The organism is Pseudorhodoplanes sinuspersici, from assembly GCF_002119765.1.
Lineage (GTDB): Bacteria > Pseudomonadota > Alphaproteobacteria > Rhizobiales > Xanthobacteraceae > Pseudorhodoplanes > Pseudorhodoplanes sinuspersici.
Map to the genome: position 1 here is coordinate 4,999,829 of NZ_CP021112.1, position 15,188 is coordinate 5,015,016.

Below are 15,188 nucleotides of genomic sequence, written 5' to 3' on the forward strand. Positions count from 1 at the left end.
TAAAACAGGAGGATTGAGGTGCTACGCGATCCGTTCAAGTTCTCGGTCCTGATCGGACTGGTTTTCGCGGCCATCGTTGCGGGCGGCCTGTCGGTCGTTCACTGGTATGAGCCGGACTCGATCGCCGAGAGAACCAGGCAATAGGGCCTCACGCGGCGGCACGGTGAGACGGTTCGGCCAACCGCCGGGTGTAATCGCGCAGATCACGCGGCCAATGTTCCGTCAGCTCGATGAAACGGCCTTTGTCTCCCGCATACAGGGCGCGTGATGCCTCCTCATAGCCAGGCTGGTTGCCGAGCATGGCTGACATGAAGCGGTCGGCGGCCTCCTGTGCGTGGCGCACCGATCCTTGCGAACCACCCGACTGCCGTGCGGCATCGACGAGCTTTCGCAGCGTGACCGAGGCCCCGCCGGGCTGTTCCGCCAGCCATTCCCAGTGCCGCGGCAGCAACGTCACCTCTCGCGCCACGACACCGAGCTTCGGCCGGCCTCGCCTGGTTTCCTCACGGGCTTCCGGCTGAGGGGCAAGACGGGCCGCAATCTCTTCGTCGGACCCACGCAAGTCGAAATCGACCTGCCGTCCTGTCCGGTCGTCAAAAGCCAGGATCGTTTCCGGCTCGCCGCGCCTGAGAGCCACCTTGATCGATAAGGCGGCTTCGTGTTGCGGACCTGAAACCAGCAGGCGTTCGCCGGCAAAGACTGTAAAGGTTGGGGCGTTGTCCATGGAAATCTCCGAGTACTCCATGGAGTTTTACCCGGGTATTTATATCGCAGTCAATATACCCGGGTAAAATCAAATCAGGAAACAACCTGTGCGGCTGTTCGCGTTCGGAATCTCATCGTCACTTCAGCCGAAAATCGCCTGAAATTTCTTCAGCAAGGCAAGCGCAGCTTGCGGCGCGGGTTCGAAATCCCTATGCATTCGCGATCCATCGGTTCGGGGCATAGCGCAGCCTGGTAGCGCATCTGCTTTGGGAGCAGAGGGTCGCAAGTTCGAATCTTGCTGCCCCGACCAACAACCCCTTTGAAAATATAGGGTTTTTCCTTGCAGGCGACGCCGATGGCGCGGCCGCTAGATACCTGCAAGTGCATCGAAATGCATCTTGCGGGACACAAAGTCCCGCAAAAGTCCCACCAGATGTTCGCGCGGTGTTCCTGCCTGCGCTCATCCCGCCTTTAGTCGCCCTCTTCTTTTTAACAGTGTGGAGTTGCGTAATGTCGAAGCCGGCAAATGCGGACGTGCGTTCTCTTTGGGCATCCTGGTACGAGCCGGTCGCAGCCGCGCCGGGGTTACCGGTTCCCGTCAACCAGAACACTCCACCGGCGATCGCTGACAACGACAATCGTCCAGCCCTCGCGGGCTCCTATGACGGCACCCTTGCTGCCCTGGTCGACTGCTACCTCACAGACCCGGTATCGCCATTCCATATCACGCGCCACTTCACCAAGATCTCCTACCGGAACCTGTGCCGCCGGCTGGTGGCCGAACACGGCGACGTCCGGATTGCCGAACTGAAGTACCGCAGCCTTCTGGAGTGGCAGCGGTCTTGGGCGGCCACCGGCCAGGTGGCGATGACGCATGCGCTGTTCGCGATGCTCCGGATCACAATCCGATTCGGCTCGACTATTCTTGAGCAGCAGGATTGCGAGCGCGCCTCCGCCATTCTCCATAGCCTCCGGGTGCCCGTGGCAAAACCGCGCCGGGAGCGCATCACGCTCGAGCAGGTGCTTGCGGTCTGCGACCGGGCCTACGAGGCCGGCCGCCCCTCGATCGCCATGGCCCAGAAGCTGCAGTTTGCTGCCACCCTTCGGCAGAAGGACGTGATCGGTGAATGGGTGCCGATGAGCGAGCCCGGCACCACGGATATCTTCGACGGGCAAAAGAAGTGGCTTCGCGGTATTCGCTGGGAAGAGATCGATGACAATCTGATCCTGCGCCACGTCACCAGCAAGCGGCAGAAGGAAATCGTTGTCGACCTGACCGTTGATCCGCTCGTCTTCAACGAGATCCAGCGCATCGGCCACAAGCCGACCAGCGGTCCTGTGATCGTGTCGGAGACAACACGCCGCCCCTACACAGCGCACGAATTCCGGCGGCACTGGCGCAACATCGCCACAGCCGCCGGCGTGCCGGCAAACGTGCGCAACATGGACTCCCGCGCCGGTGCGATCACGGAGGCAGCGGAAGCCGGTGTCCCGCTCAGCGTCATTCAACACGCGGCCGCGCACAGCAGCACCGATCAGACCGCCGACTACGCGCGCGTCGACGCGGCACGACAAATCCGAACATCAATGGAGGCGCGCGTCGCAGCGCGTAAGCAGGTAGGGAGCTAGCGATGCAGATTGGTCGGGTCAAAAACGCCACACGAGTGCTGGGCAAGTCCCAGGGCTACATGGGCCTGCCTCTGCGAGACGAGATGATCAATTGCTCGGTAGGCGGCGAAGGTACGCCCTGCATGACTACGGCCTGGCATCCCACTCCGAAAGAACTTGAGGCGCTGCACGCAGGTGCGCCAGTCCACGTGCGGATCATTGGCACGGCACACCCACCCATCATGGTCGAAGTCGGGGAGATTCCAGGTGAGTGAATATCACGGTCACATGACGATGGAGGACGGCAGCCATGTGCCGCTCTCTGCGGAGACGGCAAAGGAGTTGTTGGATGCCGCAAAGGCAGCGCAAGCCGATCGCGCGAAGCGGATGCCAGACGATCATTCCGCCCTGAAGGCGATGTTCGATGCCTGGCAGCGCCTCAAAGAACTCGGCTGGCGTGATGGCGACCACGCGCCCAAAGACGGCACGACGTTTGAGAGCATCGAGATCGGCAGCACCGGCATATTCGATTGCTCCTATTCCCTCTGCGGATTCTGGGTCGCAGACGGCGGCGATATGTGGCCCTCGCACCCCATCCTATTTCGCCTCAAGCCCGAAGACGAAGCGAAGCGCAAAGCCAAGATGGCAGAAGCGGCCGCCCGTTTTCGCGATGAAGCAACAATGATCGGGCGTTACTGATGGCCGTGCGCATCCTGAATGGCGACTGCCGCACTGTACTTTCATCACTGCCCGATGAGAGCGTGCACTGCGTCGTGACCTCGCCGCCCTACTTCGGGCTGCGAGATTACGGGGCTGAGGGGCAGATAGGTCTTGAACCCACGCCTGAGGCCTTCGTCTGCGAAATGACCTCCCTCTTCCGGGAGGCGCGGCGAGTGCTCCGGGATGACGGCACGCTTTGGCTCAACCTGGGCGACAGCTACGCCGGCAGCGGGCGCGGCGGGAATCCGGCCGACAGCCCCCATCAGAAACAACGGACCAACGCCGGATCGCTCACGGTCATCGGCGGAACTGCTCGAGAAGCCGCCGCCTCGATATCCGCTGGCGATGACAGGCACTACGGCTTCAAGCCCAAAGACCTGATCGGTGTCCCGTGGCGCGTGGCCTTCGCACTTCAAGCGGATGGCTGGTATCTTAGAGACGCGATCGTCTGGGCAAAGCCCAATGGAATGCCTGGCAGTCAGGATGATCGCTGCACGTCGTCTTATGAAATGGTGTTCCAAATGTCCAAGTCACGGACGTATTGGAGCGACTTCGACGCGATCAAAACCCCTCCTCGCGAATCCACCCTGATCCGAACTGCGCAGGATGTGCAGGCACAGGCGGGCAGCCACAGAGCAAACGGCGGCGGGAAGACGAACGGAGCCATGAAAGCGGTGGGCGGACTCACCGGCGCGGCGCAGGGGCGCCACTCGCTTGGCGAGAACGTGCCGCCGAAAGAACGACGGTCAGATAAGCAGCGTGGTCATAGCCGCAGGCACAATGGCTTCAATGATCGCTGGGACGCAATGTCGGTGGCGGAGCAGCAATCCCGCCCGGCCATGATGCGCAATGTCTGGTTCGTCGCGCCGGCGCAATACAAGGAAGCGCACTACGCGGTGATGCCGGACGAGATCGCGCGCCGCTGCATTCTCGCGGGGTGCCCAGAGGGCGGAACGGTTCTTGATCCTTTCGGCGGCGCCGGAACAACCGGCTTAGTTGCCGACCGTCTAGGACGCGACGCAATCCTAATCGAACTCAATCCGAAAAACGTGGCGATGGCACGCCGGCGCATTGAGCGCGAGGCCGGTCTCTTCGCTGCAGTCAGTTAATTACGAGACTGTTAGGCACAAATTTGGGGAGATTTCGGTGAGACCAAGAGACGCAAAGAGCGACAACGACCTTATGAAGCTGAAGCGAGACAACCTCAGTGTCGGCGATTACTGGATCTTGCATTCCGGCGATCACGTCACGATCACCCACCAGGCGGTTGGTGAAGCTCCGGTTGCGCAGATCAGGGTGCCGCGCACGACCTTGAACAAGTTAGTGGACTGGTACACGCGCGAGCAGACCACCCGTACCGAGTGACAAAGGGAGGAATCGAATGGCTTCTTGTTGGGTTATCGGCCGCAAAACCACCCTCGCCGGCAACGGACATGAGGTGCTGTCGCAGCCATTTATCGTGTTCGAGACGGAAGACGAGGCTGACGCCGCCTGCGACATGGTTGAGCGGGTTTCAGGCGAGCGACCAATGAAGGCCGAGGCCGCGCTCTATCGCTGCTTCGTCAATCCAGTCCCGTGACGAGAGGTCAACATGGCAGAACCACAACTTAAAGCTCTCTGGCGTGGCCATGAGGTCGACGGTCTACCGCGCGAGACATTACTTGAAATAATAGATCACCTTGGTCGCGAATTGGAGAGTTCGCGAGCCCGCGCAAAATCCGATCGTGATTTTCTACTCTTGCTGGAACGGAGCCACTTCGGGAGGCACGCGAGGTTCGGCGACTGCAAGCCAAACGAAGTCTATATCGGCTCTGGCGTATTCGCCGCGTTTGACGCGGATGGGATACCGAACAACATTCGTCTTCGAGACGGCAACGGAGGATCGATGCGTTTTGATGGCGGTGGCGTGTCAATTCTTCATGGCGCTGCGGCGGAATGGCAATCACGGCAGCGGCGATAACCAGAGGGAAATACAGCGCATGACAGAGCCTAAAACCAAAGGCAAGGGAGCCACGGTAGCCTATCTGCTGGCGAACAAAGATTTTGCCGGCGATGTCTGCTTGCCGTGGCCCTTTTCAAAGAACGAATACGGCTATGGTCACTTCGGCCATCTCGGCAAACAACACAAGGCGCACCGTTTCATGTGCGAGTTGGTGCATGGGCCGGCACCCTCGCCCGCGCACCAGGCCGCCCACTCTTGCGGCAACGGCTATCTCGGCTGTGTGAACCCTCGCCATCTGTCATGGAAAACGGCCACGGAGAACCAGCTCGACCGGGCGGTGCACGGGACAACGAAGCGGAAGGGGCCGCGGGCGACGCTGACAGACCAACAAGTTGCCGAGATCCGCGACCTAGAAGGCAAGATGACCAACACGGCTATCGCCGCTCGATACGGCGTCCACCGCGAAACGGTCGGCAATATCCTTCGCGGCATTAGCTGGAAGGGCGAGATGATCAATCCGAACCGGAACTTTGATCCTCAGATCCGCCAGCAGATGGTCAGGCGCGCGAAAGAAATGCGCGACAGCGGAAAGACGTTGAAGTCGATCGGAGAGACCTTGGGCATCTCACGGACTGGCGCCGGCTGGTTCGTTCAAGAAGCCGAAGGCAAGCGCTGAATTTCAGTTAACACGGACCAGGAGATGCGAGAATGAGCCCGGAAGACCAAAACTATTGCCACCGACTCATGGAGGCGGCTGATGAGTTTCTTTCGAGCCTCAACCCCCACGATATGAAAGGCGCCATTAACTGGGGCGATCTCGGCTGCTCTCTGGTCGAACGAGTGGAGATGTTTGACGGTTCAGGCCAGATCGAAACTGCCTTTCGCGTGATCGTCGAAGAAGCAGACCCGGGATCGTTTGAATTGGCTGCCGCGGTCCATAACGCACTGTCTGGCGCGGGCTTCAAGAACATAGAAGTTCAATGCGAATGGTAACGTGTCGGTAACAACGGAGAGATCATGACCACGAAAGAGCTTGCGAGATCAATCCTCGCGCTGAACTACGGCGAACTGAAATCGGTCGGCAAAGACTTCGCCGAAGCCATCAAGGACAAGGATGCCAGGCCCAAACTTGATACGGCCGAGGAGTTCGCCGACCTTCTTTTCGATTGGGCTGAGGCTCAAACGTGAGCAGCGCAGACAGGCCGTATACGCAGGAGAGACAAATGGATGTCGAGTTCAAGTTAGGTGACCGCGTAAAGATGGCCCCGACCTGCCCCCATTACAGCGACGAATGGAGGCAATGGGAGGGATTCGTGACCGGTATGGGCGTGATCGCTCGTACCGGCGCTGTCACGCTTATCGTTTCGGACTTTTGGCCCCCTCGCGATCACGGTGATTTTGTCGATGGATTTTCGCCGGACGAATTGGTCGCGGTTACTCAGTAGTCTGCCATGCAGAAACAGCAAACATCAGCGGTCCCGATCTACTGCGCATCGTGCAGACAAGAAATTGTGATGCCGTGCACTTACGTCGTCAGAACATGGCCTAGCGGCCCCTACCACTTGGGTTGCGAGCCGACGCTTGGCTATTATCGCAATGCTGGGGACCGCGCTGTCATCACATCACCAACGGAGCCGAAATGAGAATCGATTTCGCGTCACCACAGAGCGTCATAGCCGGCATCAACGCGAGGGACGCCGAGATCGATCGGCTGCGGGCGGCGCTGCGCTTAGGGTGCGGCGCGGCAATCAACAGCCTCCCTCCTGGACAGCGAGAGTGGTCTCCGGAAAGCGGCATCGGCGCTATGCTCAAAGCACTGGGGTGCGAAGCAACGGTCTATGGTGACGACGTTCGCGCGGCCTTGGGCAGTAATGAGCAGACAACCACGGAGAAATGAGATGGCGAAAACGCCAAAACCTCTTGCTGAATTGTCCTACTCTTGGGTCGGTGCCGGCATCAACACGTTGGATGCATCACGGTGGACAGTCTGGATGGCGAAGCTGTTCGGCCGCCGCTTTACCGGCGAGGACATGAACAAGACCATTGTCGGCTATGAGTGGCGCGGGAAGCTCTATCTAACCGACTATCACTGATAAGCGAGTAGCCATGAACAAGATCATTGATGGGCTTAACGAGGCTTTGGTGGTCGCGAAATGTGACCACGCTCTCGTTATGACCCCAAAGCAGCCATCCGATAAGCGATACGTACGGCAGTTCTGCCCGCGCTGCGAAGGCACCTTTCTTTCGCCCTTTGCTGACCCGGAGCAGGTGCTCCGCGTTGTTGGGCAATCTGCCGACCGCAACTAGTGCCAATCTGGCACGGGTTCGATCATATCGGTGACGTCAACGATATGGTCTGCAAACAGCTAATCATCATGCCGTGTTGACAGCGTGACGATCCGCGGCGGCTCCGCCTGGCCGCAGCATCGCTCGCAGCGCAGCTTCTCGGCAATCCCGGTCAAGGCCGCCGTCATCGGCCGAGGCACCACGCGCAGATCGATCGCCTTAACGGTGTTGCACCCTGGGCAATGCACGTGCATCCAGTGGTGGTGCGACAGCAGCGCCGCCAGCAGTAGCGGCGACCACAACGGTTCCTTGTCGCCGCCGGCGATCCCGGCATTCCAGAGCCGGATCGTCTTTTCGGCCTCAGCCTTTCCGCTCTCCGCAAGCTGCGCCAAGCGCAACTCGTCCGCCATTCGGCGCGAGATGCGTTCGCGTTCAATCTTGCCTTTGGACCAGCGGAGCGACATGACGCATGATTCCGCCGATCGGCGCCGGCGGCAATCGGGCGAGATATGGTATGCTGGTGGGCAGGAACGTCACAAGGGATCGCGATGGCCGCAAATCGCCGTTCAGCGGACCACGAAAACGAAAAAGGCCTGACTGCGGGGGTGCAGCCGGGCCGGACTTGGGGGTCCAAGGGAGCGGGAGGTTCAGTCGCGCGCCCCCACTCTATTGCGCTGCAAGCCAGCCTCGATCAGTCGGTCCAAACGCTTGTTCAACCCGTCCAGCGCATCAACCAGGCGCTGCTCGGTCTTGGCCTGACTTTCGACGAGCCGCTTCTCGACCTCAGTGATGGCATTGTGTGTCACAAACTTCTCCACCGCCTGTTCCCGATAGAGCGAGAAATTGGCTGATAATGTCGTGACGCGGCCATTGCATTCCTTCATGGCCTCCTCCGCCTCAGCCGCCACCTGAAGCGCCGATTCCGCCGAGGCGTTTGCCTTGGTGATCCGATCAGACAGATTCATCCAGAAGACAAGGAATGCAATCGACGCGCTGATCGCGCCGGAGATTGCGCCGATAACCGCAGGCTCCATCACCCCTCCTACTTCGCTTGCGCGCAGCGAGGGGCTGAGACTTCCACACCCATCATCCGGTCGCGTGTTAAGGTCCACTCTTCACGCGCACAGACAATGATGCCGTTGGCTTGCCGCAGCGATCCGACGAGCCGCCGAGCGTCTACGACGGGGCTTTCTCCGGCACGCGTTGGCGGAATCGGAACGGGCTGCAGATACGGCGGAGGCGCTCCTATGTCGCGCGACAGCGGCTCCCGCTTTGGCGCGTCACTCGCGCACCCGCCGAGCCCCGCGATCGGTGTAATTGCAGCGATCATCAACAAAAGCATTCGCATCGATTTTGGCTCCGGGAGCGGTGGACTGCAGTTTTGCTTCCGCGACCTCGCTCTGAAGCGTCGAAATCGCAGCATCATTTTCCACGCGCTGGCGCAGGAGGCCGGCAATAGCTCGGTCAGCCGCACTGGCGCGAAGTTCGGCGAGATCGAGATCGGCCTGAAGCGCGTCAATTTGCGCCTGCTTTGCAGCCGAATCGCATTTCGCTTCAGCGATGGACTTGCCATGCTCGATGAGACCGAACACGGCGCCGACGGCGAGCACGGCGATTACGCCATAGAGGATCAGCGCCACCTTGCGAGCCGCGAACCATGCGCCGACAGAGGCGATAAGTGTGACCATCAACCCAACCGCTCCCGCGCAATCGCCTTGAGCTCCTCACGGAAGATGATGATGCAGAGCACCAAGATCACCGTCAGGCAGATCAGCGCGACGCTTCCAGTGTTGTTCCAGATGGCTGCGCCTGCGCCGGCGGCCGCAGTACCGATGCCGCCGAGCGACCAGTTGATCTTGCTCTTGGTGGCGGTGCGCGGCGTGCCGACCTGGTAAGGAAAATCATCCGGGATCGGCTCATCCTGATATCGCGGCTCGGCATCCAGGAGGCCATATCCCATCGACTTGCCGGGATATTTCGACCACGGCAGTTGCCAGTGCGGGCCATCCTTGAATTGCTTCCAGTCGCCGCCCCATTCGATGGCGACACCTTCCTGCTCGGCGGCATCCTTCACGATCGGGCAGAGCTTGTGATACAGCGGCCAATCCCAGGACACCTGACCGTTGATCAGCGGCGCAAGATCCACCGCGTGACCGAAGCCGTTGGCGGCCTTGATATGGCGCGAGTTCATGGTCTGCGATGCGCCCTTGGCCACAAGCTGCTTTTGCCGCTCTGTCGTGCGCACGCCTTCAAGAACGGTGAATTCGACATCGCTCGTCTCTGCCGCGCGATCGACCACACGGACGAGATCAGGATGCACGCCGTTCAGCCGCGCGCGATCGCGCGGGCTCAATTCGAAACCCATCGATAGCTCCTGTGGATTGTCAGTGGCTCAAGCCGGCTGTCCGTTGGCCCGGCATTCGTATGCGACCTGAACCGGGATGCTCCAATCCAGATGCAGCATCCCGCGCGTAAAGTCTGCGGTGCGGCTACGCATCTTGTCGCCGAAGGCCGCGCATTCGGCCTCGGTGCCGAATGTGGTGACCTCCGGAATCGGCACCACGATCGGCCCCTGCGCCGACAGCGTCGCAACAATCCAGATGAGCGCGATCATCGCCGCCTCCCCCGCTTTCGTGCTGATGCATTGAGACCGCGCTGGCCGCAGAAAGACGCGCCGCGCTGGCCGGTGTTGAAATGGACGTGACCCATGCGGCAGTAGGTCATGACGAAGACGCCCTGAGATCGCAGGAAGGCGATGGCCTCAGCCTTGCGTCGCGTCTTGAAATCCACCGCCATGCCGTAGCGGTGAAAGGACGGGCGCCGCGTGCCTGCGATCACCGCCCCGGGCCGACAGGTCGAGATGATCGACACCGCGCCGATACGGGCTTCCAGCCGGTCCAGGATCGCCCTCGTCTGCCCTGTCAGGCACGCGCGGCCAGTCGAGGCCTTGGCATACCCCTTGATCGCGCCGGGCTGGGCATGGACATTCCATGGGCCTTGAAAGGCCATGACTGGAGAGGCCACGCACAAGAGCGCGGCCGCGAAAAGGCATCGCAGCATCAATTCACCTGTGAATTGTGTGATTAGCCGGTCAGGTCAAAGCGGCCGGCAGTCCGCTAACGTGGTGTACGCGAGCGCGCTTTCTCGGCCAGAAACCGCGTTGCCGTATTCAACTTGTAGTCTCTGTATATCGTGAGTGGTGGAAGCCACACATTCGCGGCCTAGGCGCACCCTCCCCAGTATGCTACCGGTTTCCGGGGTGGGGGATTAAAAATCGTGACTTGCTATCTCGCTTTTCATTGTCGAACGCCTGAAATTTCATCTCTCATCGAACAGGCTGATTTGCTGGACTTCTTGCCGCCAAAACCTGTGCATTCGCATAGGTGGCTGAGAGAAAAGGCAGGCATCCTGTCGTGGTCGTGGGACGCGCCGCTCGATCGGCCGTTGGAGCAATCCGCTCACCATGCAATCCAGATTTGCGGTCGACCACGATCGGGGGATAAGCAAGCGGACGAGACCGCTCTTCATTCGCATTTTTCATCCAAGAAAACAGCCGCCGCCTTCGACGGAGGTTTCAGCTTTGTCTCTGTTAATTCGGACAACGTCTGGTTTGCACGCGGACTGAGCGGCCAGTTCCCGGTCTATTGGAGAGAGATCGAAAGCGGCATCCTGATTTCGAACAGGATATCACTGCTGTTCTCTATCGGCCCCGATCCCAAGATCGATCAGCGCGCAGTGGCGTGGCTGGCTGGCCGAGGATATTTGCCTGCCGAGTTCACGACCTACCAAGACGTCAACCGTCTCATGCCAGGTCAATCAGTACACGTCAGCAAGGGCGGCTTCCACGTCACGCGCCCCGCTATATCGGACATGGTCAATCCAGTTACGACTGACCAAGTCCTCGATCTTTTGATGACCGCGCGCTCCAATCACATCAGAGACTTCGAAACGTTGCCAGATGCGGCACTCGAATTCTCCCTCAGCGGCGGAAAGGACAGCCGCGCAATATTCGAGATGGCAAGAAAATCTGGCCGGCTTGATGATCGCGCCACCGCATATACGAGCGGCGAGCTTTATTCTCCAGAAGTGCTTTCAGCTCAAGATATCTGCCAATCCGCCAAGTTCGCTGGACATCAATTGCGGCGACCAACCCTCGCTCATCAAACCCTCAATCTCCCATCGCTGATCGCCAACACAATCGAGGCGAGCGAAGGAATGCTCTCTCTGTTCGACACCATGCGCATTGTGGTCAACAAACGCGTCGCGATCGGAGGGCACCAGAACGGCTTAAGAGGCACATTCTTCAATGGGCTAAAGGTTGGCAGCGCCGGCGTCGCGGCAGCCATGGTCGAGCACTACACCCCTGATCCATCAAACGTTCTGACCCACAATGCTTTGGACGAAGCGAGGGTCTGCTTTAGCAGATCAATGCGACATCTGCAGTCGTTAGGTGTTTCCGAAGACAAGCTGCCGTTGGCGTTCATGTGGTTCGTGAGAACTCATGGATGGGTGAGTGTCACATCGAATACAAACACATGCGTTTCGAACGAGATGCACCCGCTATTAGACTTCGATCTCATTTCGTTGGCACTCAGGATGCCCCATCATCTGGTCGATGCGGAAGTGATCCACTTCGCTCTCACCGCTTCCGACGACGCGAAACTCCAGACGATACCATTTGCTCAACAATCATGGACCGAGCGGCTCCCCGATGCCTTGAGGCAAATAGGATGGCGCGGGCCAAAGGCCGAACGGATCGCGCCTTACGAATATCTTCCTGTTTTTCCGAATGGCGGGCACCCCTTTGTCACCAACGCCAAGCTCCAACTTCTAGACCTTCTCGAGCCGTGGATGCGCATCGCCGTCGAAGCGTTTCCAGACGTTGTAAAAACAGACGACGCTATGTCGAGAATCTCGCAGAGAAAATCGACGACTTCGCTAAAGATGATTGGCCTGCTGGGTCTTGCAACGATCGGTCTCATTTCTCAGTTCGGGCGAGATATTTTCCGGGCCTCTGGGCGAAAAAAGATCGTCGAAACTCTTCGGCCCGCCGCCCCAGCGACAACGATCAAAACACGCACGATTGAGGACGACGATAAAATAATCGATGCCTACGAAACCTCGATCGGATCCCTGGTGAGGGAGCTTCAAAAGCGCCACTCTACCTTCGTCAGTGCGGCGCCAGCGAAGCCATGGAGACACATCGAAATTTCAAACCGTAGCGGCAGAAAAGTCCTCTGGTCCGTGGAAATCGACGACACAAAAACATCTCCGCGCGAACTTGAAGCGTCTGGTACTTTTACGCTCGGCGTCAGAACTTACGGCAAGGCTCAATTGTTTGCCAAGGACACAAACCAAGAGATCACCGTGCCATTCGAGTTGAGGGAATCGGACAGCACCATAAGCCTGATCATCCCACCCTATAGCGCCTCCAAGCCGCTCAGCAGCGCGCTCAAGCGACTGTTGCGGCTGCCAACTTCGGTTGATGGCGGACCGAGTGCAAAATGAAGCCAGATGATTTTTATCGACCGAATAGACCGATTTGGTTAGGATCCATAGAAGACCTCAACACGATAAGCTCTTACTGAAGCGTTGTCTGCACCGTCAGACAGTTGGACCGTAAACACAATCTCTGACGCCAAATTAGTATTAACGGTTCCAGAGCCAAAGGCCCCGGCCCCCGGGCCCCAGCCGCCAGTGGTTTGATTGATTGAGACGTCTTGGACATTGACGGCGTTTTTATTGAATACATCAGCCATCGCCTTGAACGAAAGGCTCGTAGTGTTTGACACTTGGGTCATCACGACCCCGGACGCTCCGGCACCAGCAGCGCCCCATCGTATTCGATGCGTCTTTGAACCGGCGCTATTGTTGTTCGCGAACATCCCCATGATTCGGATGCCGCCATTTGGGCCAAGCGCCCCCGCCGGAATTGGGACTGTGATCAGGACCGTTTCAGAGGTCGTGCCTGTATGAGTTACTGTGACGCCAGACTGAATGACGGATTGCGCTGATTCAGATGTGGGGCCAACGCGCCGCTTGCGAACGCCGGTCGCAAAATCAGTATATTCGATAATTGACGATGCATTCTGCGAGCTTGAGCAGATCGAAGTAACATCCCTCATTACGCAACCGAGATAGAGCGATGGATCAGGCTTGACGCCTAGATTTTCTTCTTCCAACACAGCTCGGAAAACATTGCGAAATACGTTGTCGTTTGCAGAGTGATTACCGCCGGTATATAGCGTCGCGTCCTGCGTTTCATTGCGACTGTGGATTGCGATTTGATCGACGTTGGCACGATCTCGCATTTCAAACGTGTTGCCGTTAACTGTCGCTCCGCGAGCGCCTACAAAAGAGAGTGCCTTTACGGATGTGAGCTTGAGACCGGTTGTGGGATGGTAGCCCCAATCAAGGAACAAATTGTCATTTACGACGGGTCGCGTAATGCCACGCAAATCAACACATTGAAGATTGTTGCGGAAACTATTGCCTATTATCTCTGCCCGCCGCGCTGGAGCCATCTGCGGCGCAGCGTTCGTCCATCCAGTGTGAACTCCCGAGATGCAATCCTCAATGTTGCATCCTATGACTTGTAAAAGCTCCATTTCGCGATGACCACCAACCCCGTACTGGCAATTGATGGCCTTCAGGCCGCGCACAATGGCGCTGCCACGGAGGCCATACACGGGGTTGCCCGATAAATAGCAGGCCTTATCGCCAAACCCCCTAATAATTCCGCCGGACACCTCTAATAAGTTAAACCCAATTGCTGCAACACCACTGTCAGAGTTTGCGTTGTCGGCGGTCGCCCCTCCATACATATCAGGCTCGTTGACTATCAGGTGGTCAAGATACCAAGCCGCAATAGCAGACGCGCCGCTGTCACCCGAAGCCGTGACGCCGTACTGGCAATCTATCTTTGGAGCGTTGAAAGTCACCTTTCCTTGAGGGTCTCCAGTCGGGCCGCGGATATCGAAGACAGCATCTCCAACGTCCTCGCCCTGCTTTAAAACCAGCTCGGCGCCAGGGCGCCATTCCAGCACGAACTCATTCGTAATGTTGCCTTTGGCCAATCCGGCACCAAGCTGATACGGGCCATTGTCATCAAATATCAAACATCCGCCGACAGCATGGGCCCAATCGAGGGCAGCCTGCAATTGCGCGTGACTAACCTCGGTATCACTTGAAAAGGCGCCGAACTGTGAAGCCTTCGCCGTCAGCTTGGTAATCGCAAAATATTGCGAGCCATTGAGAACGTAACCGTCGTGATCAGGCTGTGTGGCAACCAGATCGTACTCCGCGCCGCCCCCGTCCCCCGGCGAGTTGTATCCAAGCGTCGTGATGCGTTTTGCGGGTCCAATGTTGGCGGTGGCGGCGGCGGCTTTTGTGTCTGCGATACCTGCCCCGCTCACCGTCAGATATGCGGGATCCGACCAGACGCCAGGATCCGCAGTCATTGTAAAGAGGGCAGCCCGGCCATCGCCGGTATCGGAAACTAAAACAACGAAGCCCTCCTCTTCCTCATCATAAGCAGCCCGATCAGAAATCGTGTCGACTTGAACATTGTAAAATACCGTTTCTGTTAGATAGAGATCGCCAGAAAGATCATCGATGTCGAAGGCCGCCGCCGTGCCGAGCGGCACTTGACGCCACTCTTGCGAAAAACCATCTGCTGTTGCAACGATGCGATACCGCCCAGCCGGCGCATGGAAAAATGCGTAGCCGCTGCTGTCCGCAGTGAACGGATTGCTTTTGTTGGCCAGACCGTCGTAATCAGCCTTCAACGCCTGGCGCGCGCCACCCTGCTCACGATAAACATTGATTTGCGCATTCGGCACGACATCGCCATTCGCGCGCACGATCGTGGCCTGCCAACGAGAGTATGGCATTCGTTCAACCCATCTATTTCAGGAAAATTGGGAAA

General features: G+C 58.5%; 23 protein-coding genes and 1 tRNA gene. 16 read left to right on the top strand and 8 right to left on the bottom strand.

Annotated features, from left to right (window positions below; genetic code table 11):
* Positions 1–18: 18 nt before the first annotated feature.
* The gene (locus CAK95_RS30235) at positions 19–144 is read left to right on the top strand and encodes a hypothetical protein (protein WP_280949832.1); all 126 of its coding nucleotides are present in this window, start codon (positions 19–21) and stop codon (positions 142–144) included.
* Positions 145–148: 4 nt separating this feature from the next.
* Here the strand turns inward: CAK95_RS30235 and CAK95_RS24295 are convergent, their stop codons facing one another.
* The gene (locus CAK95_RS24295; protein ID WP_086090254.1) at positions 149–724 is read right to left on the bottom strand and encodes a DUF2239 family protein; all 576 of its coding nucleotides are present in this window, start codon (positions 722–724) and stop codon (positions 149–151) included.
* A 214-nt stretch (positions 725–938) separates the two neighbouring features.
* Between CAK95_RS24295 and CAK95_RS24300 the strand changes: the two genes are divergently transcribed.
* The 14 genes from CAK95_RS24300 to CAK95_RS24360 all read left to right on the top strand — a co-directional run bounded on the left by CAK95_RS24300 (position 939) and on the right by CAK95_RS24360 (position 7,282).
* A tRNA-Pro gene (locus CAK95_RS24300) sits at positions 939–1,015 on the top strand.
* A 200-nt stretch (positions 1,016–1,215) separates the two neighbouring features.
* Positions 1,216–2,334, top strand: a complete 1,119-nt coding sequence (locus CAK95_RS24305; RefSeq protein ID WP_086090255.1) for a tyrosine-type recombinase/integrase — start codon at positions 1,216–1,218, stop codon at positions 2,332–2,334.
* 2 nt (positions 2,335–2,336) lie between these two features.
* Positions 2,337–2,588 (top strand): hypothetical protein, encoded by a 252-nt coding sequence (locus tag CAK95_RS24310; protein WP_086090256.1) that lies wholly within the window; start codon positions 2,337–2,339, stop codon positions 2,586–2,588.
* 19 nt (positions 2,589–2,607) lie between these two features.
* Complete coding sequence (locus CAK95_RS24315; protein WP_147413520.1) at positions 2,608–3,012, top strand: hypothetical protein; 405 nt, start codon at positions 2,608–2,610, stop codon at positions 3,010–3,012.
* Positions 3,012–4,142 (top strand): DNA-methyltransferase, encoded by a 1,131-nt coding sequence (locus CAK95_RS24320; protein WP_086090258.1) that lies wholly within the window; start codon positions 3,012–3,014, stop codon positions 4,140–4,142. Before CAK95_RS24315 ends, CAK95_RS24320 begins: the two co-directional genes overlap by 1 nt.
* 37 nt (positions 4,143–4,179) lie before the next feature.
* A complete protein-coding gene (locus CAK95_RS24325) occupies positions 4,180–4,398 on the top strand; it encodes a hypothetical protein (protein WP_120265363.1) in 219 nt (72 codons plus the stop codon).
* 16 nt (positions 4,399–4,414) lie between these two features.
* The gene (locus CAK95_RS24330) at positions 4,415–4,612 is read left to right on the top strand and encodes a hypothetical protein (protein WP_086090260.1); all 198 of its coding nucleotides are present in this window, start codon (positions 4,415–4,417) and stop codon (positions 4,610–4,612) included.
* Positions 4,613–4,925: 313 nt separating this feature from the next.
* Positions 4,926–5,651 (top strand): HNH endonuclease, encoded by a 726-nt coding sequence (locus tag CAK95_RS24335; RefSeq protein ID WP_210190726.1) that lies wholly within the window; start codon positions 4,926–4,928, stop codon positions 5,649–5,651.
* A gap of 32 nt (positions 5,652–5,683) precedes the next feature.
* Positions 5,684–5,968: a hypothetical protein gene (locus CAK95_RS24340; RefSeq protein WP_086090262.1), complete on the top strand. Its 285-nt coding sequence runs from the start codon at positions 5,684–5,686 to the stop codon at positions 5,966–5,968.
* A 24-nt stretch (positions 5,969–5,992) separates the two neighbouring features.
* The gene (locus CAK95_RS29380; protein WP_157699728.1) at positions 5,993–6,163 is read left to right on the top strand and encodes a hypothetical protein; all 171 of its coding nucleotides are present in this window, start codon (positions 5,993–5,995) and stop codon (positions 6,161–6,163) included.
* Positions 6,164–6,198: 35 nt separating this feature from the next.
* Positions 6,199–6,420: a hypothetical protein gene (locus CAK95_RS24345; RefSeq protein WP_086090263.1), complete on the top strand. Its 222-nt coding sequence runs from the start codon at positions 6,199–6,201 to the stop codon at positions 6,418–6,420.
* Positions 6,421–6,614: 194 nt separating this feature from the next.
* Positions 6,615–6,872 (top strand): hypothetical protein, encoded by a 258-nt coding sequence (locus tag CAK95_RS24350; RefSeq protein WP_086090264.1) that lies wholly within the window; start codon positions 6,615–6,617, stop codon positions 6,870–6,872.
* Position 6,873: 1 nt separating this feature from the next.
* Positions 6,874–7,068: a hypothetical protein gene (locus CAK95_RS24355; RefSeq protein WP_086090265.1), complete on the top strand. Its 195-nt coding sequence runs from the start codon at positions 6,874–6,876 to the stop codon at positions 7,066–7,068.
* A 13-nt stretch (positions 7,069–7,081) separates the two neighbouring features.
* Positions 7,082–7,282, top strand: a complete 201-nt coding sequence (locus CAK95_RS24360; RefSeq protein WP_086090266.1) for a hypothetical protein — start codon at positions 7,082–7,084, stop codon at positions 7,280–7,282.
* A 59-nt stretch (positions 7,283–7,341) separates the two neighbouring features.
* Here the strand turns inward: CAK95_RS24360 and CAK95_RS24365 are convergent, their stop codons facing one another.
* From CAK95_RS24365 to CAK95_RS24390, 6 genes are all read right to left on the bottom strand, one after another.
* Positions 7,342–7,725, bottom strand: coding sequence for a hypothetical protein (locus CAK95_RS24365; protein WP_086090267.1), 384 nt, complete (start codon positions 7,723–7,725; stop codon positions 7,342–7,344).
* 183 nt (positions 7,726–7,908) lie between these two features.
* Positions 7,909–8,295 carry a hypothetical protein gene (locus CAK95_RS24370; RefSeq protein ID WP_086090268.1) on the bottom strand — a complete coding sequence of 129 codons (387 nt, stop codon included), beginning with the start codon at positions 8,293–8,295 and terminating at the stop codon, positions 7,909–7,911.
* A gap of 246 nt (positions 8,296–8,541) precedes the next feature.
* The gene (locus CAK95_RS24375) at positions 8,542–8,949 is read right to left on the bottom strand and encodes a hypothetical protein (RefSeq protein ID WP_086090269.1); all 408 of its coding nucleotides are present in this window, start codon (positions 8,947–8,949) and stop codon (positions 8,542–8,544) included.
* Entirely contained in the window at positions 8,949–9,626 is a 678-nt protein-coding gene (locus CAK95_RS24380) for a M15 family metallopeptidase (RefSeq protein WP_086090270.1), read from the bottom strand. The genes CAK95_RS24375 and CAK95_RS24380 overlap by 1 nt, the downstream gene beginning before the upstream one ends.
* Before the next feature lie 27 nt (positions 9,627–9,653).
* Positions 9,654–9,875 (bottom strand): hypothetical protein, encoded by a 222-nt coding sequence (locus CAK95_RS24385; RefSeq protein ID WP_086090271.1) that lies wholly within the window; start codon positions 9,873–9,875, stop codon positions 9,654–9,656.
* Positions 9,872–10,270, bottom strand: a complete 399-nt coding sequence (locus CAK95_RS24390) for a hypothetical protein (RefSeq protein ID WP_120265364.1) — start codon at positions 10,268–10,270, stop codon at positions 9,872–9,874. Before CAK95_RS24390 ends, CAK95_RS24385 begins: the two co-directional genes overlap by 4 nt.
* A 267-nt stretch (positions 10,271–10,537) precedes the next feature.
* On the opposite strand from CAK95_RS24390, the gene CAK95_RS24395 reads away from it, so the two are divergent.
* Positions 10,538–12,769 carry an asparagine synthetase B family protein gene (locus tag CAK95_RS24395; RefSeq protein ID WP_147413522.1) on the top strand — a complete coding sequence of 744 codons (2,232 nt, stop codon included), beginning with the start codon at positions 10,538–10,540 and terminating at the stop codon, positions 12,767–12,769.
* 38 nt (positions 12,770–12,807) lie between these two features.
* Here the strand turns inward: CAK95_RS24395 and CAK95_RS24400 are convergent, their stop codons facing one another.
* The gene (locus CAK95_RS24400) at positions 12,808–15,153 is read right to left on the bottom strand and encodes a carboxypeptidase-like regulatory domain-containing protein (protein ID WP_086090274.1); all 2,346 of its coding nucleotides are present in this window, start codon (positions 15,151–15,153) and stop codon (positions 12,808–12,810) included.
* Positions 15,154–15,188 lie beyond the last annotated feature (35 nt).

Excerpts from the sequence above, each read along its gene's own strand:
- CAK95_RS24295 (WP_086090254.1), bottom strand. The coding sequence starts at position 724 with ATGGACAACGCCCCAACCTTTACAGTCTTTGCCGGCGAACGCCTGCTG.
- CAK95_RS24305 (WP_086090255.1), top strand. The coding sequence starts at position 1,216 with ATGTCGAAGCCGGCAAATGCGGACGTGCGTTCTCTTTGGGCATCCTGG.
- CAK95_RS24310 (WP_086090256.1), top strand. The coding sequence starts at position 2,337 with ATGCAGATTGGTCGGGTCAAAAACGCCACACGAGTGCTGGGCAAGTCC.
- CAK95_RS24315 (WP_147413520.1), top strand. The coding sequence starts at position 2,608 with ATGGAGGACGGCAGCCATGTGCCGCTCTCTGCGGAGACGGCAAAGGAG.
- CAK95_RS24320 (WP_086090258.1), top strand. The coding sequence starts at position 3,012 with ATGGCCGTGCGCATCCTGAATGGCGACTGCCGCACTGTACTTTCATCA.
- CAK95_RS24330 (WP_086090260.1), top strand. The coding sequence starts at position 4,415 with ATGGCTTCTTGTTGGGTTATCGGCCGCAAAACCACCCTCGCCGGCAAC.
- CAK95_RS24340 (WP_086090262.1), top strand. The coding sequence starts at position 5,684 with ATGAGCCCGGAAGACCAAAACTATTGCCACCGACTCATGGAGGCGGCT.
- CAK95_RS29380 (WP_157699728.1), top strand. The coding sequence starts at position 5,993 with ATGACCACGAAAGAGCTTGCGAGATCAATCCTCGCGCTGAACTACGGC.
- CAK95_RS24345 (WP_086090263.1), top strand. The coding sequence starts at position 6,199 with ATGGATGTCGAGTTCAAGTTAGGTGACCGCGTAAAGATGGCCCCGACC.
- CAK95_RS24350 (WP_086090264.1), top strand. The coding sequence starts at position 6,615 with ATGAGAATCGATTTCGCGTCACCACAGAGCGTCATAGCCGGCATCAAC.
- CAK95_RS24355 (WP_086090265.1), top strand. The coding sequence starts at position 6,874 with ATGGCGAAAACGCCAAAACCTCTTGCTGAATTGTCCTACTCTTGGGTC.
- CAK95_RS24360 (WP_086090266.1), top strand. The coding sequence starts at position 7,082 with ATGAACAAGATCATTGATGGGCTTAACGAGGCTTTGGTGGTCGCGAAA.
- CAK95_RS24365 (WP_086090267.1), bottom strand. The coding sequence starts at position 7,725 with ATGTCGCTCCGCTGGTCCAAAGGCAAGATTGAACGCGAACGCATCTCG.
- CAK95_RS24370 (WP_086090268.1), bottom strand. The coding sequence starts at position 8,295 with ATGGAGCCTGCGGTTATCGGCGCAATCTCCGGCGCGATCAGCGCGTCG.
- CAK95_RS24375 (WP_086090269.1), bottom strand. The coding sequence starts at position 8,949 with ATGGTCACACTTATCGCCTCTGTCGGCGCATGGTTCGCGGCTCGCAAG.
- CAK95_RS24380 (WP_086090270.1), bottom strand. The coding sequence starts at position 9,626 with ATGGGTTTCGAATTGAGCCCGCGCGATCGCGCGCGGCTGAACGGCGTG.
- CAK95_RS24385 (WP_086090271.1), bottom strand. The coding sequence starts at position 9,875 with ATGATCGCGCTCATCTGGATTGTTGCGACGCTGTCGGCGCAGGGGCCG.
- CAK95_RS24390 (WP_120265364.1), bottom strand. The coding sequence starts at position 10,270 with ATGGCCTTTCAAGGCCCATGGAATGTCCATGCCCAGCCCGGCGCGATC.
- CAK95_RS24400 (WP_086090274.1), bottom strand. The coding sequence starts at position 15,153 with ATGCCATACTCTCGTTGGCAGGCCACGATCGTGCGCGCGAATGGCGAT.